General features: G+C 41.1%; 26 protein-coding genes and 1 other annotated feature. Of the genes, 3 read left to right on the top strand and 23 right to left on the bottom strand.

The window, feature by feature from the left end:
• Positions 1 to 28: 28 nt before the first annotated feature.
• From BSM4216_RS04515 to BSM4216_RS04470, 9 genes are all read right to left on the bottom strand, one after another.
• Complete coding sequence (locus BSM4216_RS04515; protein ID WP_003353673.1) at positions 29 to 736, bottom strand: amino acid ABC transporter permease; 708 nt, start codon at positions 734 to 736, stop codon at positions 29 to 31.
• A gap of 46 nt (positions 737 to 782) precedes the next feature.
• Positions 783 to 1,436, bottom strand: a complete 654-nt coding sequence (locus tag BSM4216_RS04510) for an amino acid ABC transporter permease (protein WP_003353675.1) — start codon at positions 1,434 to 1,436, stop codon at positions 783 to 785.
• A 71-nt stretch (positions 1,437 to 1,507) separates the two neighbouring features.
• Complete coding sequence (locus BSM4216_RS04505) at positions 1,508 to 2,314, bottom strand: glutamate ABC transporter substrate-binding protein (RefSeq protein ID WP_048622884.1); 807 nt, start codon at positions 2,312 to 2,314, stop codon at positions 1,508 to 1,510.
• Positions 2,315 to 2,336: 22 nt separating this feature from the next.
• Entirely contained in the window at positions 2,337 to 3,065 is a 729-nt protein-coding gene (locus tag BSM4216_RS04500; protein ID WP_048622883.1) for an amino acid ABC transporter ATP-binding protein, read from the bottom strand.
• 825 nt (positions 3,066 to 3,890) lie between these two features.
• Positions 3,891 to 4,826 (bottom strand): ABC transporter ATP-binding protein, encoded by a 936-nt coding sequence (locus BSM4216_RS04490; RefSeq protein ID WP_048622881.1) that lies wholly within the window; start codon positions 4,824 to 4,826, stop codon positions 3,891 to 3,893.
• 4 nt (positions 4,827 to 4,830) lie between these two features.
• The gene (locus BSM4216_RS04485; protein WP_048622880.1) at positions 4,831 to 5,895 is read right to left on the bottom strand and encodes an ABC transporter ATP-binding protein; all 1,065 of its coding nucleotides are present in this window, start codon (positions 5,893 to 5,895) and stop codon (positions 4,831 to 4,833) included.
• A gap of 20 nt (positions 5,896 to 5,915) precedes the next feature.
• Entirely contained in the window at positions 5,916 to 6,944 is a 1,029-nt protein-coding gene (gene opp3C / locus BSM4216_RS04480; RefSeq protein ID WP_048622879.1) for an oligopeptide ABC transporter permease, read from the bottom strand.
• Positions 6,941 to 7,873, bottom strand: coding sequence for an oligopeptide ABC transporter permease (opp3b, locus tag BSM4216_RS04475; RefSeq protein WP_003353683.1), 933 nt, complete (start codon positions 7,871 to 7,873; stop codon positions 6,941 to 6,943). The genes opp3C and opp3b overlap by 4 nt, the downstream gene beginning before the upstream one ends.
• Positions 7,874 to 8,021: 148 nt before the next feature.
• Positions 8,022 to 9,662: a peptide ABC transporter substrate-binding protein gene (locus BSM4216_RS04470; RefSeq protein ID WP_048622878.1), complete on the bottom strand. Its 1,641-nt coding sequence runs from the start codon at positions 9,660 to 9,662 to the stop codon at positions 8,022 to 8,024.
• 401 nt (positions 9,663 to 10,063) lie between these two features.
• Between BSM4216_RS04470 and BSM4216_RS04465 the strand changes: the two genes are divergently transcribed.
• Complete coding sequence (locus tag BSM4216_RS04465; RefSeq protein WP_048622877.1) at positions 10,064 to 10,435, top strand: DUF3899 domain-containing protein; 372 nt, start codon at positions 10,064 to 10,066, stop codon at positions 10,433 to 10,435.
• Positions 10,436 to 10,483: 48 nt separating this feature from the next.
• Positions 10,484 to 10,723, top strand: a binding site (T-box leader).
• A 63-nt stretch (positions 10,724 to 10,786) separates the two neighbouring features.
• Entirely contained in the window at positions 10,787 to 11,782 is a 996-nt protein-coding gene (gene trpS / locus BSM4216_RS04455; RefSeq protein ID WP_156179217.1) for a tryptophan--tRNA ligase, read from the top strand.
• A gap of 123 nt (positions 11,783 to 11,905) precedes the next feature.
• Here trpS and BSM4216_RS04450 read toward each other — a convergent pair whose 3' ends face one another.
• From BSM4216_RS04450 to BSM4216_RS04405, 10 genes are all read right to left on the bottom strand, one after another.
• Entirely contained in the window at positions 11,906 to 12,655 is a 750-nt protein-coding gene (locus BSM4216_RS04450; RefSeq protein ID WP_048622875.1) for a YjbA family protein, read from the bottom strand.
• Positions 12,656 to 12,748: 93 nt separating this feature from the next.
• The gene (locus BSM4216_RS04445; protein ID WP_003353688.1) at positions 12,749 to 12,961 is read right to left on the bottom strand and encodes a YuzI family membrane protein; all 213 of its coding nucleotides are present in this window, start codon (positions 12,959 to 12,961) and stop codon (positions 12,749 to 12,751) included.
• A 248-nt stretch (positions 12,962 to 13,209) separates the two neighbouring features.
• A complete protein-coding gene (locus BSM4216_RS04440; protein WP_048622874.1) occupies positions 13,210 to 13,986 on the bottom strand; it encodes a DUF2268 domain-containing putative Zn-dependent protease in 777 nt (258 codons plus the stop codon).
• Positions 13,987 to 14,211: 225 nt separating this feature from the next.
• Positions 14,212 to 15,309, bottom strand: coding sequence for an ABC transporter permease (locus BSM4216_RS04435; protein WP_048622873.1), 1,098 nt, complete (start codon positions 15,307 to 15,309; stop codon positions 14,212 to 14,214).
• Positions 15,306 to 16,559, bottom strand: a complete 1,254-nt coding sequence (locus BSM4216_RS04430) for an ABC transporter permease (protein ID WP_048622872.1) — start codon at positions 16,557 to 16,559, stop codon at positions 15,306 to 15,308. Before BSM4216_RS04430 ends, BSM4216_RS04435 begins: the two co-directional genes overlap by 4 nt.
• Positions 16,560 to 16,574: 15 nt before the next feature.
• Positions 16,575 to 17,507, bottom strand: coding sequence for an ABC transporter ATP-binding protein (locus BSM4216_RS04425; RefSeq protein WP_048622871.1), 933 nt, complete (start codon positions 17,505 to 17,507; stop codon positions 16,575 to 16,577).
• A 235-nt stretch (positions 17,508 to 17,742) separates the two neighbouring features.
• A complete protein-coding gene (locus BSM4216_RS04420; protein WP_048622870.1) occupies positions 17,743 to 18,372 on the bottom strand; it encodes a response regulator transcription factor in 630 nt (209 codons plus the stop codon).
• Entirely contained in the window at positions 18,350 to 19,471 is a 1,122-nt protein-coding gene (locus BSM4216_RS15895; RefSeq protein ID WP_061778467.1) for a sensor histidine kinase, read from the bottom strand. The genes BSM4216_RS04420 and BSM4216_RS15895 overlap by 23 nt, the downstream gene beginning before the upstream one ends.
• 189 nt (positions 19,472 to 19,660) lie before the next feature.
• Positions 19,661 to 20,902, bottom strand: coding sequence for a beta-ketoacyl-ACP synthase II (gene fabF / locus BSM4216_RS04410; RefSeq protein ID WP_003353693.1), 1,242 nt, complete (start codon positions 20,900 to 20,902; stop codon positions 19,661 to 19,663).
• A 37-nt stretch (positions 20,903 to 20,939) separates the two neighbouring features.
• Positions 20,940 to 21,872: a beta-ketoacyl-ACP synthase III gene (locus BSM4216_RS04405; protein ID WP_040341178.1), complete on the bottom strand. Its 933-nt coding sequence runs from the start codon at positions 21,870 to 21,872 to the stop codon at positions 20,940 to 20,942.
• A 244-nt stretch (positions 21,873 to 22,116) separates the two neighbouring features.
• On the opposite strand from BSM4216_RS04405, the gene BSM4216_RS04400 reads away from it, so the two are divergent.
• Positions 22,117 to 22,359 (top strand): hypothetical protein, encoded by a 243-nt coding sequence (locus BSM4216_RS04400; protein ID WP_048622869.1) that lies wholly within the window; start codon positions 22,117 to 22,119, stop codon positions 22,357 to 22,359.
• 124 nt (positions 22,360 to 22,483) lie between these two features.
• On the opposite strand, the gene BSM4216_RS04395 is transcribed toward BSM4216_RS04400, so the two are convergent.
• From BSM4216_RS04395 to BSM4216_RS04380, 4 genes are all read right to left on the bottom strand, one after another.
• On the bottom strand, positions 22,484 to 22,669 hold the full coding sequence (locus BSM4216_RS04395; RefSeq protein ID WP_003353696.1) for a ComZ family protein: 186 nt from the start codon (positions 22,667 to 22,669) through the stop codon (positions 22,484 to 22,486).
• Positions 22,670 to 23,647 (bottom strand): BMP family ABC transporter substrate-binding protein, encoded by a 978-nt coding sequence (locus tag BSM4216_RS04390; protein ID WP_048622868.1) that lies wholly within the window; start codon positions 23,645 to 23,647, stop codon positions 22,670 to 22,672.
• A gap of 228 nt (positions 23,648 to 23,875) precedes the next feature.
• Positions 23,876 to 24,709, bottom strand: coding sequence for an NAD-dependent epimerase/dehydratase family protein (locus BSM4216_RS04385; RefSeq protein WP_048622867.1), 834 nt, complete (start codon positions 24,707 to 24,709; stop codon positions 23,876 to 23,878).
• 178 nt (positions 24,710 to 24,887) lie between these two features.
• The gene (locus BSM4216_RS04380; RefSeq protein WP_048622866.1) at positions 24,888 to 25,625 is read right to left on the bottom strand and encodes a hypothetical protein; all 738 of its coding nucleotides are present in this window, start codon (positions 25,623 to 25,625) and stop codon (positions 24,888 to 24,890) included.
• Between the last annotated feature and the right edge of the window lie 68 nt (positions 25,626 to 25,693).

Genomic DNA, 25,693 nt, shown 5'->3' with positions numbered 1-25,693 from the left:
AATCGCTTTGAGATACCTTTTTCCGCTTTTAAATCATGTTTTCAGTCGTGTTGGCGAGCTGCTTGGCGGTGGAGCGATCCGGATCAAGGCGTTTTTCAAGTTTTCTGGCCAAGATGGACAGCAAATAGTTGACGATGAAATACATAAATGCGGAAAGAAGCAGAATCGGGATAATGTATTTTGCGCCGCTTTCCCCGCTGTAGATGCCTTTTGCGTTGTGCAAAAGTTCCGGCAGCGAAATGATAATCGCAAGAGAAGTATCTTTTAACAGCGAGATGAACTGGCTCACAAGCGGCGGGATCATTTTTTTCAAAGCTTGCGGCAGGATGATATGCCACAGCGTTTGGATATAATTAAGGCCTGATGAACGGGCGGCTTCAATCTGCCCTTTTGGAATCGAGTTCAAGCCGCCGCGCACGATTTCGGCTATCATGGCCGATTCGAACACTGTCAGGGCTGCAATCGCCGCCATCGTAACGCTCATTTTGATGCCGACTTCCGGCAAGGCAAAATATGTAAAGAAAATAATCAAAATCAGCGGCAAGTTCCGGATGACTTCCACTATAAGCGCAACCACACTCGATAAAACCGGAATTTTTGTGTAACGCAAAATGCCGAGTACACAGCCGAAGATGAAGCTTAAAATAATGGACACAACGGCAACTTTCAATGTCACCGCAAAGCCTTGCAGTAAATATGCCAAATTTTCGCCTGAATAAGCTCCGGCAAAGTCCATAACGTTCCCCTCCTTGTATCGTTCCAAATGATTTGTTTATGCGTCGTTATTCGCTTCTTGCCAGCCGGCGTTCCAGGTAGTTGACCAGCAAGCTGAGCGGAATGGTCAGGACGAGATAAAACATGCCGACAAAAATATACGTATCAAACGTAATCCACGTTTTTTCGTGGATGATATCGGCGTAGTACATAAGGTCGAGCCCTGCAAAAACCCCAAGAATGGAAGAGTTTTTAACCAAGTTCAGGAATTGGTTGCCGATCGGCGGGATTACGATTTTGATCGCTTGAGGCAAAATAATATAACGCATCGCCTGGATGTAAGTCAGGCCTGTGGAACGCGCAGCTTCAAGCTGTCCCCTATCGACCGATTGGATGCCGGCACGCACGGCTTCTGCAATAAAGGCGGCTGTGTAGATGGAAAGCGCAATGGTCCCTGCGATAAATCCGCTTAAGTTAATATGGAAATAACTGAGCCCGTTGTAGAAAAAGAAACCGATCAGAATTAACGGAATGTTGCGGACTACTTCCACGTAGAAGGCGCCGATAAAATTCAGCAGCTTGACAGGGGCCAGCCGGAAAACGGCAATGATGTTGCCAAGAATGAAACTGGCAATCAGACCGATAATGCTGATTTTAATCGTATTGACGAAGCCCTGCATGTATAAATCTAAATAGTCAGTAAGGATCGAAAAATCGAGCATACCTGTTTCACTCCTTTACGGTTCAATCAGTGGAAAGGGATGGGCGAATTTGCCCACCCCTTTCCGGATTATTATTCTTTGATCCATTTGTTTTTGATTTTGTCGTATTCTCCGCTGTCTTTCAGTTCTTTTAAAGCCTTGTTTACAGCTTTCACGAGTTTCGTATTCCCTTTTTTCATCGCAATGCCGTACGGCTCATTCGTAAATGTACCGCCAACGACCTGATAATCCGGATCTTGAGCAGCCATGCCATAAAGAATCGAATTGTCGGTTGTCAGCGCATCGCCTTTTCCTGATTTCAAAGCTGTGAATGCTTCCTGGTAGTTTTCAAACTCGAGCACTTGCGTGTCGGGTGCGGCTTTCTTGACGTTGTCCCCGGACGTCGCACCTTTTACCGTCAATACTTTTGTCCCTTTTTTCAAATCTTTGACGCTATGAATCTTGCTGCCTTTTTTCACAAGGAGCGATTGACCGGCGTCAAAGTAGACATCCGAGAAATCGACGACTTTTTTGCGGTCCGGCGTGATCGTCATAGTGGCGACGACCATATCTACATCACCGTTTTGCAACATCGGAATCCGTGTTTTGGACGTGACTTCCTTGAGTTCCACTTTTACCTTATCGCCGAAAATTTTCTTGGAAATCGCTTTAGCAATATCAATATCAAAACCTTCCACTTTTCCGGTTTTCGGATCTTTGTAGCCAAATAAATATGTATCATATTTGACTCCGACAACCACTTTCCCCTTGTCTTTGATTTGCTGGATCGGATCATCGCTGCTGCCGCTCGTCGTTTTTGACTTGCCGCAGCCCGCCATCAAAGCGGCCGCTAAAACAAAAATCAAGCCCACTGTAAACCATTTTTTCATCTTTCTCATTCTAATCCCCCTCTATATATATTTAATGATTGAGAACACGGTTCAAAAAGGTGCGCGCCCGTTCCGCACGCGGGTTTTTGAAAAATTCTTCCGGCGTGTTGTCTTCGATGATCCTCCCCTGGTCCATGAAGATGACGCGGTCTGCTACTTCACGGGCGAATCCCATTTCATGCGTGACGACCACCATTGTCATGCCGTCTTTTGCCAACGACTTCATAACATCGAGCACTTCCCCGATCATTTCCGGGTCAAGCGCGGAAGTCGGTTCGTCAAACAGCATAATGCTCGGCTCCATCGCCAGACCGCGAGCAATGGCCACACGCTGCTGCTGGCCGCCCGATAATTGCGATGGGTACGAATTCGCTTTATCCGGGATGCCCACTCTTTCCAGGTAACGCATAGCCCTTTTCTCCGCTTCCTCTTTTCCCAAGCCGAGCACTTTAATCGGCGCAAGAGTAATATTTTGCAAAACGGTTTTATGCGGATACAAATTGAAATGTTGGAAGACCATGCCGATATTTTTTCGCAATTCGTTGATGTCAGTTTTTTTGTCATTTACTTTAAGATTTCTGACGAGAAGTTCGCCATCCGTAATCTCTTCCAAACGATTGATGCAGCGGAGCATCGTGCTTTTCCCCGATCCGGAAGGACCGATCACCACGACGACTTCTCTTTCATTGATTTCAAGATTAATATCTTTTAAAACATGAAAATTTCCGTAATATTTGTTCACATGTCGGAACGAGATCACATCAACACCTCCTTTGTTGTATTCCTTTCTCGATGAAGTCTTCCATCATTTAAGAACATTGCACTACTTTATTTTAGAGTATATCAATTTATTAAAATAATATCAATATTTCTTCAATTTAGATTTATCTGCTTATTGAAATCGCTTTATTATGTCTATTTGTTCAAACATATTCGGAAATAGCTGCAATAAAACTTTTAAGAGAAAATTACTCTGTTCATTTTTCATACTGAAATAAGAAGGAAAAGCGAACGGATTTCGAGATAATCCGACTATGTCCTGTAATATAACATAGCCAAAAGATAAAAAGCTCAAAATTGCTCGGAGCCAAGAGATGTTTATTTTTATTTTGGCGACGCATCCTGGAGATGACTTCGACAAATCAAGAAAGAATCCAAACAATCGGAATGCCGAAAGAACCTGCTCTCTCACAAAAAAGGTTCGCAAAAATGAAATGAGCCACATATGGAAACAGATAAATGGATCTTGGACAACAGGAACTGCGAATTTAAATCATCGCTAAAGACATTAGGCACAAGTGTAATGTCCTTTTATCCCCCGCTGATGATGTATACGATGATGAAAAACGGGTAATCCGTATTCTTTCACCGGAAGTTTGCCGTCCTCTTCCTTCAGATTCCGCCTCAATGTACGCTCTTCCGTTAAGCTATCGCGGCTGTTGCCTTCTTAATTGGAACTTTAGACAGATACATGTGTGCAAATAAAACACGATCCCCTGAAAAAGGATCGTGTTTCCTCATATAAAGAATATCGCTTTTCGCAAACGTTCTTAAGATGCACCATTCAAATCTTTTGAATGCAAAATTACTCGTTTAGACTGTTTTTATACTGATGCCACTCTTTTTCTGAACAATAGACAAAATGTCCGGGAGTCACTTCCCGCATTTCCAATTGATCATCAGGTCCGTATTGGTGGACGCTCGGATCATACAAAATTCTTTTTCGCGAACGTTCACTTTCAGGATCCGGCAGCGGGATGGCCGAGAGAAGGGATTGTGTGTAAGGATGAAGAGGATTCCGATACAGTTCCTCGCTTGGTGCCAGTTCCACTAATTTGCCAAAATACATCACACCAATTCGATCGCTGATATATTTCACCATGGACAAATCATGGGCGATGAATAAATACGTCAGCCCTTTTTCTTTTTGCAATTTTTTTAGTAAGTTGACTACTTGTGCTTGAATGGAAACATCCAACGCAGAAATCGGTTCATCCGCAATAATAAATTCCGGTTCCACTGCAAGAGCGCGTGCAATTCCAATTCTTTGCCGCTGTCCGCCTGAAAATTCATGAGGATATCGGTCTGCATGATCTTTTTTTAATCCAACTGTTTCCAGTAATTTATATACTTTTTCCATTCGTTCTTCTTTGGATTTCGCTAATCCGTGAATATCGATGCCTTCCGCGATGATATCAGCGACTTTCATCCGTGGATTCAGGGATGCATAAGGATCTTGGAAAATCATTTGCATTTTCCGATTGAATTCTTTTAATTCCTTTTTCGATTTTCTGCCGTGTACATCTTTTCCTTGAAATAAAACCTTACCGCCTGTCGCTTCATATAGACGAATGATCGTTCTTCCTGTCGTTGATTTTCCGCATCCCGACTCTCCAACAAGGCCAAGCGTTTCTCCTTTATAGATATCGAACGATATATCATCTACCGCTTTTACCATGTTCGGTTTACCTTCGTTAAAATAAAGTTTCAAGTTTTGGATTTCCAATAATTTTTCTGCCACCTTTCTACACCCCCTTCACGAGCAACGGTTCCTTATAATTGCCTGGCATCAAGCGGATACGCTGTTTCACGATTTCAGGCGGCTCCACTTCCGGTGCTTCCGGATGAAGCAGCCACGATTTCACTAGATGGGTATCCGAAACCTTATAAACAGGCGGTTCATATTTAAAATCAATTTTCAAAGCATATTCGCTTCTTAAAGCGAAAGCATCGCCTTTAGGTGGACGAAGCAAGTCCGGGGGAGTACCGGGGATCGCTTTTAATTCCTCATTCTGATCGATCTCCATGCTCGGCATCGAAGCAAGAAGCCCCCATGTATACGGATGTCTTGGATCATAAAATATTTCGTCCACTGTTCCAATTTCAACTATTTGCCCGCCGTACATGACCGCCACACGATCCGCTACATTGGCGACCACTCCTAAATCATGGGTAATGAAAATGATGGAAGTCTCCATTTTTTGTTGTAAATCTTTCATCAATTCTAAAATTTGTGCCTGGATGGTCACATCTAAAGCCGTCGTTGGTTCATCGGCAATGAGAATTTTCGGATTGCATGCAAGCGCAATGGCAATCACAATTCGCTGTCTTTGTCCGCCTGAAAATTGATGAGGGTATTGCTTAAAGCGCGCTTCCGGTTGAGGTAAACCAACCAAATGCAGAAGATCAATCGCCTTTTTTTTCGCTTCTACTTTTGACAGCTTTCGATGTTTTCTTAAAGGTTCCATAATTTGTTTTCCGATGGTCATCGTCGGATTCAGCGATGTCATCGGATCTTGAAAAATCATCGAAATTTCTTTTCCCCTGATTTGATCCATTTCCGAATCCGATAATTTCGTCAGATCTTTTCCGGCAAATAAAATTTCTCCTTCTTTAATCGAACCGAACGAGCTGGGAATTAAACGCATAATGGCTTTAGTGGTCACCGACTTTCCCGACCCGGATTCTCCCACGATGGCCAGCGTTTCTCCTTTTTTTAATTCAAAATTCACCCCCCGAACAGCCTGAACCTCTCCTGCATGCATATCGAAGGAAACATGTAAATTTTTAACTTCGAGTATATTTTCCATTTCGATTCTCCTCTTTCTTCTTACTTACGCATCTTCGGGTCTAACGCATCGCGCAATCCATCTGCCAATAAGTTAAAGCTTAAGATCAACAAGCTGATGATGACAGATGGAATGATGAGCATATAAGGATTCGTTTGCAAGGATTTGAATCCGTCGTTCACCAATGAGCCGAGAGAAGCTTCCGGCGGCCGAATCCCCAAACCGATAAAACTTAAAAACGCCTCGGTGAAAATGGCATTCGGAACCGTAAACATAGTGGTAATAACAATTTGGCCCACTATATTGGGAATCAAGTGTTTAGCTATCAATCTCTTATTGGAAGCCCCCAGCGTTCGGGAAGCAAGAACAAATTCTTGGTTTTTCAATTTCAATATTTGTCCGCGGACAATTCTCGCCATATTTACCCAGCCGGTAATGACCATCGCCAATGTGATCGACATGATTCCCGGCTGGATCACGAGAATAAAGAGAATGACAATAATTAATTGCGGAATTCCCATCAACACTTCGCTGATCCGCTGCATAATATCATCCACTTTTCCTCCGTAAAAACCAGAGATGCCTCCATATAAAACGCCAATCAGCAAATCGATGGCCGCAGCTAAAATACCGATGTAAATCGAAATGCGAGTTCCATACCAAGTTCTTGTCCATAAATCCCGTCCCAGTTCATCCGTGCCGAACCAATAATATTCTTTTACATTTTTGGCTTTGTACATATCAAATCCGTCTTGATCCTTTCCGTTGAACGGCAGCCACGAAATTTTTTCCAATCCAGGAATTTTAGGCGGAAGTTTCGCATGAGCGACATTTTGTTCTTTATACGTGTGTCCGGACAGGCTAGGCCCAATAATCGCCATCACTGAAATCAAAATGATCAAAATTAAACCGACAACAGCTCCTTTATTTCCTTTCAGTCGAATCCAGGCATCTTGCCAATTATTCAAGCTTGGACGTTCGATAGTTTCTAATTGTTCCTCTTTTCTTTCAACAGGAACAAACAGTTCGTCTGAGAGATGATTCAAGTCTGGCAAACGATCAGCATTCATGATTTCTTCCCTCCTGTCAAACGGATACGCGGATCAATCACTCCGTACAAAATATCCACAACAAAAACCATAAAAATAAACAGAGCGCTGTAAAACAAGGTGGTCCCCATAATCATGCCGAAGTCATTCGTCATAATCGAACGGACAAATTGATCCCCAAGACCAGGAATTCCGAAAATATTTTCAATAACTAAAGATCCGGTTATAATGTTCACAATCATTGGACCAAGCAACGTGATAATGGGAATAAGCGCGTTTCGTAGCGCATGCTTCAAAATAATATCCCGCTTCCCGACCCCTTTTGCGCGGGCAAGCATAATGTAATCCGACGATAAAATTTCCAAAAGCTCCGTTCTCATAAAACGTGCTACTGTGGCAATAACGGGTACGGACAGAGCAAGCGACGGCAACACCGTGTACTTGAACCCGCCCCAATCCGCTACCGGAAAGATCGGAAACTTCACCGCCAAAAAGTATTGCAGAAAACCCGCAAAAACAAAGGAAGGAATGGAAATCCCCAGAACGGCAATGGTGGTAGCTCCATAATCCACGATTGTGTTATACTTTAAGGCTGCGATGATTCCAAGCAAAATGCCGACAATGGTGCCAAACACGACAGCCTGAAACCCTAAAACGGCGGAAGGACCAATCCGTTCTGCAATCATCGTCGACACCGGACGGTTATTATATTGGAATGACACTCCTAAATCTCCTTTTACTAAGTTCCCCATATAGCGAACATATTGAACGGGGAGCGGATCGTTTAATCCGTATTTTTCCAGAATGATTTTTTGTTGGTCTGGTGAAAGTTTTTCTTGATTATGCAACGGGGATCCAGGCAGAAGCTTCATAAGAAAAAACGTGACCGTTGCAATCACAAACATCGTCACAAGCATATAAACAATACGCCTGATGGTATATCTTAACATCCGATAACCTCCATTCCTTTTTCATTATGACAAAACTCAACAATTTTTTGTCAATTCCTTATATTCAGAATGATTTTCCCACTAGGGAAAAAGGAGAGTATATGCTCTTAAGCACACACCCTCCTTTTTCAAGGTCAGCTTCATTCCTCTACTGAATCGATACCCACTTGTAAGATAGTTCAGGGCCTACTTTATGTTTCAACAATCCTTTTACATACGGACGTTGCAATACTGCTCTTCCTCTTTGATAAACAGGAGCGATGGCTGCATCTTGATCCAAAAGGATTTTTTCCGCTTTTAGCATCGCTTCCCAACGTTTTTCCGGCTGCAGAGCATAAGTCGTTTTGGCTTCTTGGACAAGCTTGTCATATTCAGGATTAGAATAATGCATTTCATTGTTTCCGCCGTCGGTTACAAACATATCGATGAACGTCATCGGATCGGCATAGTCTGGTCCCCAGCCGGCAAGCGAGAAATCATAATTCATTTTGGCTTCAAGGTCAAGTTTTTGTTTGAACGGCTGTTGTTTAATATTAACCGTTAATCCTTTTAAGTTCTTTTCCAGCTGTTCTTTTAAATATTCGCCTGCTTTTCTGGACAAGTCATCGTCATAATTTAACAGTTCTAAAGTGATTTTGTCTTTGCCCAACGCTTTTTTCGCTTTTGCCCAATATTTTTTCGCTTCTTTTACGTTGTACGTATTAAAGTTTCCATTCTCATCTCGGAAATATTTTCCGTTTGGCCCCTTGACAAATTCTGCCGGAACAAAATAATCAGCAGGGATAGATCCGTTATTTAAAACGACTTTGGTAAATTGATTTTTATCAAAAGCCATGCTGATGGCCTTGCGGGCATCCACATTTTTCAATACAGGGTTTTGTTCATTGAAACGCAGGAAGAAAACAGTTGCTTCTTTTTCATATTTCAAATCTTTGTCATTTTTATACTTATCAACAAATTCAGAATCGAGATTGACGCGGTCAGTGGCATTGCTTTCATACAAGTTCACTCCAGTTTGCGTATCTTTGATGACTTTCACATTAACTTCTTTCAGTTTTACAGAATCTTTATCCCAATAATTCGGATTTTTCTTCATTTGCCATTTGTCGTCATGCTTCCAAGAAGACAGAACAAACGGGCCGTTGTAAACAGTGGTATCAGCTTCTAAACCGTATTTCTTGCCTTGTTCTTTAACATATTTTTCGTCTTGAGGCAAGAATGTTCCAAACGTTAGAAGATTTTTAAAGTAAGGAACCGGTGACTCAAGCTGAACTTGAAGCGTTTTATCGTCCAGCGCTTTTACTCCCAATTGTTCCGGCTTCATTTTTCCTTCATTGATCGCTTGTGCATTTTTGATGTCATACATTATGTATGCATATTGAGAGGCAGTCTTCGGATCCACTACTTTTCTCCATGCATATACGAAATCGCCGGCTGTTACCGGGTCTCCATTGGACCATTTCGCATCGCGTAGTTTAAATGTCCATGTTTTTCCATCTTTGCTGACTTGCGGTTCCCCTTCCGCTATTCCTTCTACAGGTTCATCGTTTTTTCCTAAACGATAAAGCCCTTCCATTACATTATTTAAAGCAGTAAAGGAAACAACATCAGTTGCTAACGCAGAATCCATCGTCGGTATTTCCTGCGTTTCAACCAGATTTAATACTTGATCTTTTTTGGCATTGTCCCCGTTTTTGCCGCCATCGCCGGATTTACTGCCGCTGCATGCAGTCAACACCGTGCCAAGAGCAAGCAAGAGAACGAGAAAAAGAGAGAACTTCTTTTTCATAGGGAATTTGACCTCCTTTTATGATAGTATCTTCCTATTTTTTCGAAAGATTTGATAATTATTATAATCTATTTTAACTTTTTTGCAATAACTAATTTTTTTACATTTCGATATACACTATCTTATTAGAATATTAATTAAATAATGATTAAACAGAATTCCTTCTTTAAATTAAAATGATAACGCTTTAATATGTTTCCTTAGTTTAAACTTTTAAATTGATTTTCTATTCATGATATGGATGTATTTTTCTAAAATAATATGAGAATCATTTCATGAAAATAATGGATTTTAAAGTGGACCGATCATTGTCTGCCGTTTTCATCACAAGTATACTTAAAGGTAGAAACGGCGATTGCAACCTGCAAAAGATTGTTACGATATCATAGGGAGCGTTGTTCATGAAGACGGTTTTTATTTTATTCTTTGTTAACATATTGATTTCTGCCTTGTATTCTTTGATAGATCCGCAATCTTTTTTTACTAGCTTTGTCAACTCCACGTTTTTGATCGGTCTCTTTTTCTTGACGATCGGTCTCTTTCTTTTCGTTTATGGTGGAGGTTTTTTTGACGGAATCATGAATAGCTTTAAACAAATAAGAAAAATGTCCAAAGAAGGCCAGTATGTTTCACAATTTGACCCAGTCGATCAAACGGTAGTTTCACGTTTAGATGCTGGCAAAAGAAAAATTCGTTTCACGAATCCATTGATCATCACAGGCAGTTTTTTTGTGGTTTTAGATTTGATGATTGCCTTTCTCTTTTCCCCTTGAGCCGCTTGAATCCTTGTTAAAAATTCGTTATAATTAGGAACACACATAATTGAAGCGATGAGAAAGAAGAGTACAGCCGATAACCGGTTTTCCAGAGAGTTTGTGGTCGGTGGAAACAAACAATCGGACGGCTGGAATGGACTTTCGAGCTCCCTTTGCGAACGGCTTCAAGCTTAGTAGTGAAGAGGCGCATTCCGTTGCGTTAAAAGGATTCCATGTGAATGGAAACAAAGTGGCTCCATGCGAGCAACTTAGGGTGGCACCGCGGAACAACCATTCGTCCCTAATCTTTACGGACGAATGGTTTTTTTATGGATCAAAAAATTTTAGGATGCATGATGGAGGTAGAAAATGATGAAAACAATTTTTTCGGGTATTCAGCCTAGCGGAACGATTACGCTGGGAAACTATATTGGGGCAATGAAGCAATTTGTTGAACTGCAAGACGAGTACAACTGTTATTTTTGCATTGTGGATGAGCATGCCATTACCGTTCCGCAAGATCGTCTTGAGCTTCGCAAAAACATCCGCAGTTTAGCGGCATTGTACTTGGCGGTCGGTCTTGATCCGGAAAAGGTGACTCTTTTCATTCAATCCGAAGTTCCGGCCCATACGGAAGCCGGTTGGATTCTTCAATGTATTTCTTATATCGGCGAATTGGAGCGTATGACACAATTTAAGGATAAATCAGCCGGCAAAGAAGCGGTTTCCGCCGGTCTTCTCACATACCCTCCACTAATGGCAGCCGACATTTTATTGTATAATACCGATTTAGTGCCTGTTGGAGAAGATCAAAAACAACATATTGAATTAACGCGAGACTTGGCAGAACGATTTAATAAAAAGTACAACGATATTTTTACCATACCGGAAATCCGCTTGCCGAAAGCCGGAGCGCGTGTCATGTCTCTCCAAGATCCTACGAAAAAAATGAGCAAATCCGATCCGAATTCAAAAGCGTTTATCACCTTGCTTGACGAACCAAAACTCATCGAGAAAAAAATCAAAAGTGCCGTTACCGATTCTGAAGGAGTTATCCGCTATGATCGGGAAGCTAAGCCCGGAGTTTCCAATCTGTTGTCGATTTATTCCGTTCTCGGAAATATTTCCATCAAAGAGTTGGAAGAAAAATACGCCGGTAAAGGGTATGGAGAATTTAAACAAGATTTGGCGGAATTAATTATCGAAGAGCTAAAGCCGATTCAACAACGTTATGCTGAACTCATCGATTCTGAAGAACTGGATGAAATTCTCGACCGCGGTGCAGAAAAAGCGAACTATGTGGCCAATAAAATGCTGCAAAAAATGAAAAACGCCATGGGGCTCGGAAGAAAAAGAAGAAGATAAAAATCCGGCCGCGGGACTCATCCCGCGGCCGATCATTTTTCATGAAAGATTCAAAAAAATAGCAGAAAGATGGCACTCATCTCCCGCCTGGAATAACCTTTTGCTCCTGCAAAGCCTCGTCGTTTAATTCACTTTCGAAGAACCATTTTCCATTTCCCACAGTTTTTCAAAAAAGGCTTGTCCCCGAATAATATTTTCGCAAAGCTGCATATGTTTTTCGGTCCAGCCTACTTTCGTTTCTTCATAGAGAGCGTTCCATGCTTCATCGAAATTCATTTCTTGAATTTGCGCATATTTTTCCGGCGCCCATTCTGTATACCAATAGCGAATTTCCGCTGTATTTTTGGAAGACTGAAGTTGATCAAGAGCCATAAACAAAAGTTGTTTCAGCTGTCTTTCTTTCCTGGTCAGTCCGAACATTTGATCCGGAAGAGGAGAAAGAATATGATGTTCTTTCTCTTTATGAGCTAATTCCCATTCGAAGTTTGCTTCTTCTTCATTTTCAATCATTTCGTATACTAATTGTTCCTGACGGGGAATCAAACGGCTTTTTCGAATCGGGATAGTGTAGCCCATAGTATCGACAGCCAAAATACCGGCTCCGTCTGTTACAACGAATGCATAATCCAACTGGATGCGTTCATGGTTTTTTCTTAAATAGGCTTTTTGATAGACTTCATTTAATAAGTCTTTCGGCAAATCAGACATATCATTTTCAATAAAGTGGTATAATAGCTTATTTACTTTCAAAAGAGGCACCTGGTCTAATAATTCAATGGCGTCCTCTTTCCTCCATTCATGAAACGGACAGACATTATATCCGTTTTCCTCGCCTTCAAACCAATTTACCCAGACATCATGCAAGTACAACATGTAGAGACCCCCTTACATCTTCTTCATTTGTCACACAGTATGGGCAAAAGAAAGTTAAATTATTCCTGTAGGGGGATGTTTTTGAATGTGTTCTTATTTTTTCTTCTTTGGCTGTGGATAGTAAATGGAAAGACTGATGATGATCAATCCGAGTACAAACAAATAACAATTCCCTTTTTTCGCAAGAAATTTCACGTATTCAACGAACGTCAGCCCTGCAGCCATTAAATTCACATACAAGATTATGCTGACCCCGCCGGCCACTGATAATCCGAATCCGAAAAGCCAAAAAAAGATTCTTCCCACCTTTTTCCATCCTCGCCGCCATTTTCTCTCTGTTGGCTTGTCCAACGTTTTTGATTCATGTATATTCCTGAAATCCCGTTATTATGCGAAAGCGATATTTCCTCGACATGCTTTCTTTTTTCAAAATCAAATTTTCACATTCATAAATGTGATCAACGAATTTCCGTTGCGTTAAAACCGTTTAGACATTTTTCAACCTTACTGAAAACAAAAAATCCCCCTTTATATGGGGAGATGGAAACAGGTGATCATTGATTCCATTCTTTCAAAAAAGTTTCGGCAGGCAAAGCAAGCATTTCCTTTGTCCCTTTCTTCCATTTTTTTGCACATTCCTCAACAATGGAAAATCCCGTCGCATAGCCAAGCATAGACGGCAGCATGCCTTTCCCATATAAAATTCGATCATGAACAGGATTTTGTTTGGACAGCATGAGGTGATCTTGTACATAAGAACGCCACCATTTTTTTATATCAGCCGATGTATATTGTTTGCACCAAGAAGCATTCCATTTTTCTCCTACATATTCCTTCACGGCAAACTCCGCCAGTCCTTCAAACAAAATGGAATCTAAAAGTCGATACTCTTCCTCTCTTTTTTCCAATTTTTCCATCCGAGCACAATGATGATATTCATGAACAAACACGGCTTCCCATTGTTCTTTGTCAATGTCGGGAGATAAAAACAAAAACATCTTGTCGCCTAGAGCCAGACCCGATTTGTTCGGTCTGTCTCCAAAAAGGGAAAAATTGGATTGAACAGGAAACAAATAAATGCCGATATCAGGGCCATTCCAAAGCTGTTTATATTTTAAAAAAAGACGTTCCATTTCCTTCCAAGCTTTTTTCTGTACAAGACCCTCAAAAGTGGGTCTTGTTCGTTTGGAAGGCGCAAACATGCCGTGCTTCTGTAAATAGCGATAAAACGAAATCGCTTCCCGTTCTGAGATTCCATCGATCTTGCTCATCCATTCGAGTGGTTCGTCCCAATGATTCATTAGCCATTCTTTCGTATTGTATACACCCATGAAAGGCATCCTCCCTTTTTATGTATTTATATTTATGTTCAAAACCATTCAAAAGACACAAAAAAGCAAGGCCACTAAGCCCTTGCTTTCCAAAATGATTCAGGGAGGATTGCTCTCTAATCTATGTTTTTCTTCACAAGGTTAGCGAAAACGAAATCGTCTCATTTTTGTTCCAATCATTGGCCAAATTTGTCCGTATCATCTTCTATTTTATGAATGGTCCCGTTAAACATGCCTTCGCTCCATCAAGTTGATCCCGATTCCCATTAACACCACTCCCATCATAAACAGAATGCTGATCGGATATAACAATTCGCTGAACGAATAATGATAGATGGTCGCTTCTTTCAGCGCCTGCATGGCATAGGTCACCGGCACAAACTTTGAAATGGCCAGAAGCACTTGGGATGAAACGATCTCAATCGGCCAATAAGCTCCACCGACCATTGCCATGCTGACCGCTAGAATTTGCAAGATGGCCCGAAACTGCGGAACGCTCTTGCAGATGCCGGTAAGAAATATAGAAAGAGCCACAACGGAAAATACATAAGGAATCAAAATGACCAGCGTTTTGGCAAAACCACCATAAAAATCAACGCCTATTGCATAAAAAACAGAAAAAACCATCAGAACTTGAATGTACCCTAAGACAAAGCAAAACAATAAATTGCCTGTGTACATTTGCCATTTTTTAATCGGGGAAAAGATCATTCGGTCCCAAATTCCCTCTTTTTTCTCCTGCAATATATTCACAACTTGAAAAGCAATGGTATAAATCACAAAGAATAAAGCGAAACCGAATAAGCTTTGCAGATGAGGATCAATAATCACCGTACCGTGATCGTGCAAACTTTTTTGTTTGATTTGAAAAAGCGGTTGATCTAAATCTTTAAGAACTCGCTCTTTCATTTCCTTTGGCATCTTTTCCAATTCGATTTTGATGTGGCGATTTTGGAAATACTCGTCTTGGACCTTTTCTGCATACCGCTTGATCAGCTGTACGTTTCCGGTTTGTGAGGTGACCACAAGACGAAAGTGATCTTTTGACAAGATGATGCCAGCTTCTGCTTTTCCTTCGCCAACCATTTGTTGAACGTCCTTTTCCGTTGTCAATCGAAAATCAACTAAATTGAATTGATGGAATTCGTGCAACACCGTCTTTGTTTCCTTCTCGTTCAATTGGCTGGCTACAGGAACGATCATTTTCGTATCGTTTGCTTTTCCGACGATAAAAGCAAAGCCGACACAAATGACAGAAATCAAGAAATAGCCCCACGGTTTTCTCAAAAACATTTGCCATTTTGCCAGAAGAATCGCTTTCATGCAGGCATCTCCTTTCTAGGAAATATCATCCACCCGATGATGAATAAACAAATACTTAATGCAAGCAAATATCCAAAAGAGCCAACGACTTCAGTAAATCCGTAGCCTTGCAAAAGCTTCAAATAGGCATTCATTCCCGCCCCATTCGGAGTCGCATTGCCTAGCCATCGAAACACATTGGAAATCTGTCCGACGGGGAAAAAGCTGCCTCCGACAAATGCAAAAACGGAAACAATGGCGGATGAAAAAAACGTAGACGCCGACTCCGATTGGCTGCGGAAATTGATGGCCATCATCAACACTGCCAATCCGCCCACAGATGCGCTTAACGATATGGAAATAGCCAGGAAGGAAAACCAATTAGGCCACTTCACTCCGTACACAATTTCTACCGCCCCATATAAAATCAATATTTGCAGCAACGCTAGAACAAAAGCGGATAAAAAAGTTCCGAATACGTATTTAAAGATCGGAATATTAGCCAAAACCATCCTGTCAAACGCATGAGATTCTTTCTCTTGAAAAGCATAAGTCGATACTTGAGAAACGATATATAATACAAACATTACGCTCATTCCCACAGTATAATAGGTAATGGCTTTCATAGGTTTTCTTTTCGTTACAGACTCCATCGAAATTTCCGCAGGATGATGATTGCCGTTGAAACGAATTCCGTTTTTCGTCATTGCCGTGTTAGTGGTCAACTGGTCACGGTACGACCTAACAATATCAAGAGCGGCCAGTGCCGCCATTTTCCCATCATTTTGATAGAAAGTCAGCTGCGGAACTCGTTTTTCTCCTAAAAAGACATGCCGGTACACATTATAAGAAAAATGTTTCGGAACAACGATCACAGCAGATACATCCCGTTTTTTCCTGATATCGTCAAGATCGGTCCTGCCTTTGATGCTCACTTCCATATATTTCTTCACATTGGGACTATTAAAAATGCCTTTTAATTGTTCAATAGGCGAAAACGATTGGGTCCCCTCTATCAAATTCTGTTTTTGCTGCTGTGGAATCGAAGATTGCTTGATTTCTTGAATCAATTTTTCCTTATCCTTTTGTTCATTTCCTTGAATGATGATGGCCACTTTTCCTTTTATCGGTTCATCGCCGCCATCCATAACGCTGCCAAGAGCGACGCCTAAAATCGTAATTAATAGAAACGGCATTCCCAACAGCACAAGCAGCTCCTGTCGGTTTCGCAGTAATAATAGCAATTGTTTTTTCACAAGCGATGCGATCATGTTCTTCCCCCCTTATTAGTCTCTTAATGCTTTTCCGGTAAGATGCAAAAATACATCTTCCAACGTCGGTGATTGAACATCGATAGAAGTAATGACCGTATCCGTACTCTCCGCGAATCGAAAAATTTTTTGAAAAAGGTTCACCTGTTTCGGAACGATAATCGATACTGTTTGATTTCCCACTGAGACTTTTCGTATGGTCGGTTCTTGGTTTAAAACATGGACGAATTCTTCCTTGAGCCTCTCCGTTTTGATCACGATCGTCTTTTCGGCCGAAAGAATATTTTTAATCTCCTCTTTGGTTCCGGAGGAAATGATTTTCCCGTTGTCCATGATATAAATCCGATCACATAGGAACTCGACTTCTTCCATATAATGGCTTGTATAAAGGACCGTCATTTTCTTTTCTTCGTTCAGCCGCTTGACAGTTTGTAAGATGAAATTGCGAGATTGCGGATCAATTCCAACGGTCGGCTCATCCATGATGATCAATTCCGGGTCGTGAAGCAATGCTGCCCCAATATTCAGTCGTCGTTTCATCCCGCCTGAAAAATGTTTCGTCAAATCATGCTGCCGATCTTTAAGACCAATGATGTCCAATACTTCATCCACTTTTTTCTTTTTTTCTTTTCCTGAAAGCCTATACATTCTTGCGAAGAATTCCAAGTTTTCTCTTGCTGATAAATCCATATATAAGGCGATCTCTTGCGGAACAATCCCGAGAATCGAGCGAAGATAAGCCGGATGCTTAATCACGCTTTCGTTATTCAATCGAATATCTCCAACCGTAGGAGGAATCAACGTTGCGATCATGGAAATGGTTGTAGATTTTCCAGCGCCGTTTGGTCCCAAAAGCCCTACCGTCTCGCCTTTGTTCAGATACATATTGACCCCGTCGACAGCCGTTATTTTTTTAAATTTTTTCGTGATATTGACCACATCAATCATGTTTTCTTTCTTCCCCTTTCGTTTTTCTATTTACATGGTACTGAGTTTGCGATCGGGAAAACACTATCTTCCGTCATCTCTTCTTTTCCAAAACTATGACCTCCGTCATTGTTTAACAATGGTTGCGACAGGAAACTCCGCTTCTATCAGCGTTTGATTTCGTAATGTCATTTTTTGTAGACATATGTTTTTGGCGATAAAAAAATGTCGGTATGCACCGACACTCTTTTGTTTATTAGCAAAGCCCATTTTTCACGGCAAAAATCGCCAATTGAGTACGATCTCGAAGATGCAGCTTTTGCAAAATTTGCGAAATATGATTTTTGACGGTTCCCACCGATAAATAAAGCTCGGCGGCAATTTCCCGATTGGATTTTCCTTCTCCCACTAAAATGGCGATGGTTTTTTCACGGGGCGACAGCGGAAGCTCTATTGCTGGTTTGGGATGGTTGAATAATTTCGGCACCACTTTTGCCGCCACTTCCTCATGAATGGTGATTCCTCCACTCATGCAGCTGTGAATAGCTCGGATGAACGCCTGCGGCTCCGCCGATTTCAGCAAAAATCCACTGGCTCCGTCCCTTAAAGCGGCCTCGGCATATTCTTCATCATTAAAAGTGGTAAGTATCAGTATTTTCACATGAGGCCATCGCTTTTTGATTTCTCTCGTTGCTTCCAATCCATTCATCACCGGCATGCGAATATCGATCACTGCCAAATCAACGTGATTCCGTTCTAAACATTTGAGAGCTTCCAGACCGTTCTCTGCTTCTTGAATCACTTGAATTTCCGGATCTTGTTCCATCATCATTTTTAATCCTTGCCTTACGATGGGCTGATCTTCAACCAATAATACTTTCCACATTACGGTTTTCCCCCTTTAACGGAAAGCTCCCTTCCACTACAAAATCCGTTTCCGTATAGTAAACCGTCAATTTTCCGCCAATTTCCTTTAATCGTTCTTCCATATTGGATAAACCGAATCCAAAAGTAAACTCTTTTTTTTCAACCACTTTATTCGAAATGGAGAATTCCAGTTTTCCAATCGCGTCGAACCCTAATTGCAGCTCCACTTCTTTTGAATGAGAATGGCGCATGGCATTTGTCAATGCTTCTTGAATCACTCGATATAAAACTATACTTTCTTGATTGGTCAGAGGTGTGGATAAAATCCCTTTTTTGATGGTTAAATTCAAAAAAATGTGGCTCTCCGCTTCTAACTTGCGTATAAGTTCTAAAACGGTTGCAATTCCTTCATGCTCCTCTGTCCTCAAAGCTCTTACCGCCTGCCTTGTTTCTTCTAAACTATCTTGTACCAATCCCTTCAATTCTTCAAAATCTTCTCCTTTCTGCATGGATAAAATTTGCAAATGCATAAGCAGTGCAGTGAGTTTGTGCCCAACAGAGTCGTGAATATCCCGGGCAATTCTTGTTCGTTCCTCCAGCCTTGCCGTTCGCTCCGATTCATAAGAAATACGCTTTAATTTTCGAAACTCCCCGACCAGCGTTTCATACAGCTTTTGTTTTTCCTTCAGAGCTGCAAAACTGCGATTTAAACTGAACGTTAAAATGGCAAAGAGAGAAGAAACTAAAAGAAAGGGGCTTTTTTCCGGTACTTTCCAATAAAGAAATAAAAAAGACAAAATCAAATAAGAGCCGAACGAGTAAAGAAAGTCTTTGGAACTTAGCAATACGGCTCCTTCCATCATCAAATACAAAAACAAAAAAAGGATATACACCTTCGTTTCCGAAGATGCGAAGAACCCGAATGAAAAGAGCAAAATCCCCATCACACCATGCAAAACAGCTGGTTTAGGCACGACGGATAGCAAAAAATAGCCGATCAACAAAAGGGAAAACAAAAGAAGCAAAACGGCAAAATGTTGAGTCGGCTCAAACTCCTGATACAAAAAGACAACACTTATCAAACTAAAAATCACGAATCGGATCCAAAAAAAGGACACTGTCATTTCTCCTAATCGTCTTTTTTTCAGTTTACTATACCGCTCAGGTTTTTGAATATATTTTTTGGAATAGTAAAAATGATTTTCCATCAAAAAAGGACAGAACGGAAAAACACATTCTGTCCTTTTTGAGGGTTTCCATCATCTTATCCTACACATGCAAAATGAATCGTTTAAGACATAAACCCATTACTGTTCATATTTTTTAAAAACAATCGTGGCATTATGTCCGCCAAATCCGAATGAATTACTGATGGCTGCGCGAACCGTTTGTTTTCTTGCTTCATGTGGAACGTAGTCGAGATCGCAATCCGGATCTTTTGTTTCCAAATTGATAGTCGGCGGCATGATATCATTTTTTATTGAAAGGACGGTGATGATAGCTTCCACGCCCCCGGCCGCACCAAGCAAATGCCCTGTCATGGACTTAGTGGAGCTAACAGCTAGACGGTATGCATGTTCACCAAAAACCGTTTTAATGGCCGCCGTTTCAAATTTATCATTGTACGGCGTGCTTGTTCCATGGGCATTAATGTAATCAATATCTTCCGGTTTTAAACCGGCATCCTGGAGCGCCTTTTTCATAGCCCGCGCTCCTCCTTCTCCTCCCGGGGCAGGAGCTGTAATATGATAAGCGTCGCCTGTCATGCCATAACCAACGATTTCAGCATAAATTCGCGCTCCTCTTTTTAATGCATGTTCCAGTTCCTCCAAAACAATAATTCCTGCACCTTCCCCTATGACAAAACCATCGCGATTTGCATCAAAGGGGCGGCTGGCCGTTTTTGGATCCGGATTTGTAGAAAGAGCAGTATTGGCGCTGAAACCAGCAATACTCATACGAGTGATAGGAGCTTCTGTACCGCCCGTCACCATCACATCGGCATCTCCGCGCTGAATCGCTTTAAAAGCGTCACCGATAGAGTTTGTGCCGGTTGCACAAGCTGTCACCGTACAGGAATTAATTCCTTTGGCACCAAGTAGAATAGAAACTTGGCCGGCTGCCATATCAGGAATCATCATCGGAACAAAGAACGGGCTGACTCGGCGGTAACCTCTTTTTTGGAATGTTTCAAACTGCTGTTCAAATGTTTCCATGCCGCCGATGCCGGAGCCGATCCACACTCCCACTCGTTCTGCATTTGATTCATCAATGACTAGATCAGCATCTTTTACAGCTTGAATGGCAGCAGCTACGGCATACTGAGTAAAGCGGTCCATTTTTCTTGCTTCTTTTCGTTCTAAATAGTCTTCCGGATTAAAATCGTTTATTTCAGCTGCTACTTTAGCAGGAAATTCATCAGGATTCACTCTTGTCAGAGGCTTAATCCCGCTTACTCCGTTTATGATATTTTCCCAAGAAGTTTCAACATTTAATCCAACAGGTGTAACCGCACCAAGCCCGGTTACAACAACACGTCTTTTCTCCATTACCCCATCTCCTTTACGAGTTCAAGAAGATTTATTTTTACCGTCCCCATCTTAGAAGAACAGCTCCCCATGTCAGACCACCGCCAAATCCTACCATCACGATAACCTGATCATCTTTTATTTTACCAGCTTCCAGTTCTTCCACAAGCGAAATTGGAATAGAGGCAGCAGAAGTATTTCCGTATTTATGAACGGTTTTCGACATTTTTTCAACAGGAAGCTCCAAGCGTTGGCGAGCAGATTCCATAATCCGAATATTGGCTTGATGAGGAATTAGAAAATCGACATCTTCTTTCGAAAGTCCCGCTTTTTCTATCACACGAATGCAGGATTCTCCCATTTGTCGAACCGCAAACTTGAACACTTCCCGACCGTTCATATGAATATATCGGTCTTGGTACAAATATTTCCCTCCGGATCCATCCGCACCGAGATCAAAAGCGAGAATTCCTCTTCCTTCAGAAACAGGTCCTACTACGGCTGCCCCAGCTCCATCGCCAAATAGTACAGCTGTATTCCGATCGCTCCAGTCAGTGATTTTCGAAAGTTTTTCAACCCCCACCACTAACACGTAACGGTAAGTACCTGAAACGATAAATTGTTGGGCGGTTGCCAGCCCGTACATAAAACCAGCACAAGCAGCACTAATATCCATCGCCGCCGCATTGGTTGCCCCCAATCGATCTTGGAGCATGCATGCGACCGTTGGAAAGGGCTGATCCGGAGTGACAGTAGCCACTAAAATTAAGTCTATTTCTTTTGGAGAAATTCCGGCATGTTCAATGGCGTTTTTCGCAGCTTCAAACGCCATATCGGATGTATCCATATCGTCTCCGGCAATTCTCCGTTCTTCAATTCCCGTTCTCGTACGGATCCATTCATCAGACGTATCCATGATTTTTTCTAAATCTGTATTTTTTACAACCTTTTCTGGTACGTAGCGACCAACTCCAATAATTCCTGCGTTCAACACGCTTCCCTTCCTTCTTAAAACTTTGTTCAACGAGCGCTCATTGCGAAAAATACGCTTTGAGTGCCTATTGACTTATAGAAAGTGGTATAAGCACATATTATTACCTGGTACTAATCTTAACAAAAATACTTTTGTCTTGCAAACTTTTTTCCTCAACCCACTATATCTATGGGACTCTATCCATTCCGTTTTAATTGAGACACATAAACTAAAAGGTAGAAGGAAAGGGGGCAGCTAACTTATGAGTACGGAAGAGAAAGAGAAGCAAAAAACCAATATACATCCTTTTGACAAACTAATGTTTGGCCAACATGAACGTAACGGCGAAAAAAAATCGGAGAACAAAAAAGATGAGATGGATCTGGAAAACGTTGATTTTATGGAATTGATGAATCAAATGGATATATTGATGTCCTCTTTTGAGCATTTTAAACCACTTTGGAATAAAGTCACGCCGTTATTGGAAAAATGGATCAAGAAATAAAGAAACTTTTTCATTCGTCCAACAGGAAGGATGAAATTCATGAACTTTTAAAACTTGCGGCAAAAAAGCGGTCTATGATTTAGGGGAGAACCCAATTATCATAGGATTCCCCCCTTTTCCATTCCTATTCTTTCAAGGCTTCTTTTTTCCCTAATTCATATGCTTCGTTCATCACTTTCAAAAACAGATCCATAAAAGGCTGAATCAACTCCATGGAAAGTTTGATTCCCGCTTCCTTTAATTTTTCTTGCGCCTCAGGTAAGTATTTCATGGCCATTTGCACGAATTCCATATTTTTTTGTTCATTCATTTAAATGCCTCCCTTATCACTTTTGCTTGGCAGCTTTCCTGTTTTGGTATAAATGGCGATATCGCGATTCAACCGTTCTCGGAATGGTTTATCAACCACGGGGCTCCATTTACCCATCGTAATGACACCGTCTTGAAAATCAAAATACAAATTTCCAGGAGGAAGCTTTCCTTCTGCAAAACGCGCGGCGGCTACTTCATAAAGTTTATCAACATGCTGTACAGTACTTGTAAGCACCGTATACTTTCCCAAATCCGATTGGTCAGACACATAGCCAATGGCATATAATCTTTTTTCTTTCAATTTTTGAATAACCGGGACACTGTAGCGGTCGCCGGCCGGATACACGACATCCGCCCCTTTGTCAATCAGCCCATCAAGCAAATGAAGCGCCTGATCTGTGTCATCCCAATTTCCGACATATTGTTTAAACACTTGAACGTCAGGATTTTCATATTTGGCGCCATCCACAAACCCTTTGATCTCCGGCTGCCATTTATAGGTAGCAAGAACAGCAATCTTTTTTGTTTTTGTTTCATGGGCGGCTGTCATTCCTCCAAAAAATCCCATAGCATAACCTTCAAACTTGAGGCTTGTCGTATTTTTGCACTTGGCATTCCCATTAAAACTGACAAAATGGATATTTGGAAATTTAGAGGCTATTTGATTAAAATCTTCTGCATATTCACTTCCATGTCCAAAAATTAAATTAACCCCTTTATGCGAAAATTCCTCTACTGCTTTTTCCGTCAGCACTTTTGAGTTCATCCATTCTTTGTAATAAACATCCACACCGAAACGGTTTTGAATGCGAAGCATACCACTGTATCCTTTTGTACCCCATACTTGATCATTTATGGTTTCCGGTACCAGTATTCCAACTTTTTGAAGATGTCCTTTATCATCTTCTTTCTTGCAAGAAGTTAGCAAAGCGAATAAGATCATGACTATAATTACAACTGCGACTTTTTTTGCCATTCCGAGAACTCCCTCTTTTCAAACCCTACTTCAGGTAAAAGCTGTTAAAGCATAAAATATGCGTTGATGCTCTAACATATTAAAGGGAGTACGTGTATAAAAAGAGAAAAATCCATAAAGCACGCCTCCTCCAACTCTTTTAAAAGAAAAATGAGATTTACGAATCTTTCCCATTTCCTCAATAGGAAAAAGTACCCGATTTGGACCAGTCTTTATTCTACACTTCTTCTAAAACTTAAAAAAGGGGAAATCACAAATCTCTCGTTTTTTTATATGAATAATTTGCTTTTGTACTGCTTCGTCTATAGGTAATTTGTTTTCAACCTGCAAGGTTTCAAAAGGATAGGCATTTCGTGATTGATCTTTACAGCGTTTTTTTAAAGCGTTTATTTGTTCTTCGTCATGGATCACACGGCTCATAACCGCTTCCCAGCTCGACGGATTGGCATTTACCAGGATAAAAGTATTAGACTTTTCTTTTTGCCTGTTGATGACGTCGACGGCATCCTCTACGTATAAAGCATCCTCAAGATCCTCATCAATGCAAGCTTGTTCCCATTGAAAAGCAGGATTGGTCATCGCTTCCGCCAATAAAAAAGAATTGGGCTGGCGAGGGCCGAAAACGGTCGGTAAATAAAAAACAGTTACGGACGCTTTTTCTTTTTCAGCTTGTTTTCGGAGTTCCTCCGCCTCCACGTATAAATCATGTTTTTCTTTTCTTTTCAACCAAATAGATGGATACAGAAAGATAAAATGATGTTTTTTCCAATCCAAACTTTTTTCAACAACGGGCTTGATCGCCTTCCAAGCGTTTTCTTTTCGGTGGTAATAACCATCATAAAAAGAAAAAACGAGATAAGATGGGGATGGTATGTGCTCAGGTCTTTGAATATGATGAAATTTTTGATATTGAAAATTAGCATTTCTCCCTATCTCCAACAATCGATCCTCATCCAGCTCATCTTCATCGCAGCCAAGGACCGTCATTCCTTCCTCTAAAAAGACTCGGCACAATTCAAATCCAATAAATGAATTGCCGGAAAACACAACTGCATCATTCATAGGCATCCCCCCTTATTCCCCATATAGCTATTTTATGCTTCCCAATCTTAGCTGTTAAAGGATCTTTAGTAAAAAATGAACTTAAGCGAGGAAACTCTTTCATTTAAGCTTCTTTTGGTAGAGCATATGCGATCTTTTTTAAAGGATCCTTCTTTTTTATGAACCGTTCGTTTCCGGTTTATAATTCTTTTTCATGCTCGCGAAAATATCGCAAACATTTTCGAATAATAAGCGGCCGCTTCTCCGGCAAAAAGAATTCGAGTTTTACCGGCAAATGGTTCCTCATCCGTTCTTTACAAACGGATTGGACGACTTCCAATTGTCCTTTATACGATAGGTGTCCAATGATTTCTATAAAATAAAGGGGATTTTTCGTTTTGATCAGCGGAATGACCGTATCCTTTTGGATCACTTTTTCCCATTCCTTTTCTTCGACCTGATAAGCCACAGAAATTTCCTTCCTGAACTTTTTCAAGAAGAACTTCTGTTTTCTTTCTTGCTCATTATGCAATCGTAGGGAAATGCACGGAGTGATGACGACTGCACAGCGCAAATTGGACTGAATACCCGTTAACATGTTTTTTAGTAAAAGCGCTCCGGTTCCCTCAGCTAGAATATGAATACGCTGATTGATAATCTCCTGTCTTTTTATATAGTGGTATAAGTTCAATGCAGATTCCACGGCCTTTTCGCTTCCCCAATGGGCCCCAAAAAAGTTGGAATAAAATACCAGATAGCCGGATTTCGTCAACTGGTCAATCCAATCCCTCCTAGTTTCGTTTTCCATCCAAAAACTCCCTTTTTCTGTGACATAATGATTTTGATCTCCTAGAATCATAACGGCAAAACCGTTCGGCTTTACTGGATAATGAACAATGCACCACTCTCTATCATGCTGAAATATCTTTTGCTGCATGATCAACTTCTCCTTTTGCATAGTGAGTCTTAATATTGTATGAAGGCAACAGATTTTTCGATAAGAAA

This window comes from Bacillus smithii, from assembly GCF_001050115.1.
In the GTDB taxonomy this organism is placed as follows: Bacteria; Bacillota; Bacilli; order Bacillales; family DSM-4216; genus Bacillus_O; species Bacillus_O smithii.
The sequence above is the reverse complement of the archived record's forward strand: the minus strand, read 5'-3'. Positions and strand labels throughout refer to the sequence as shown.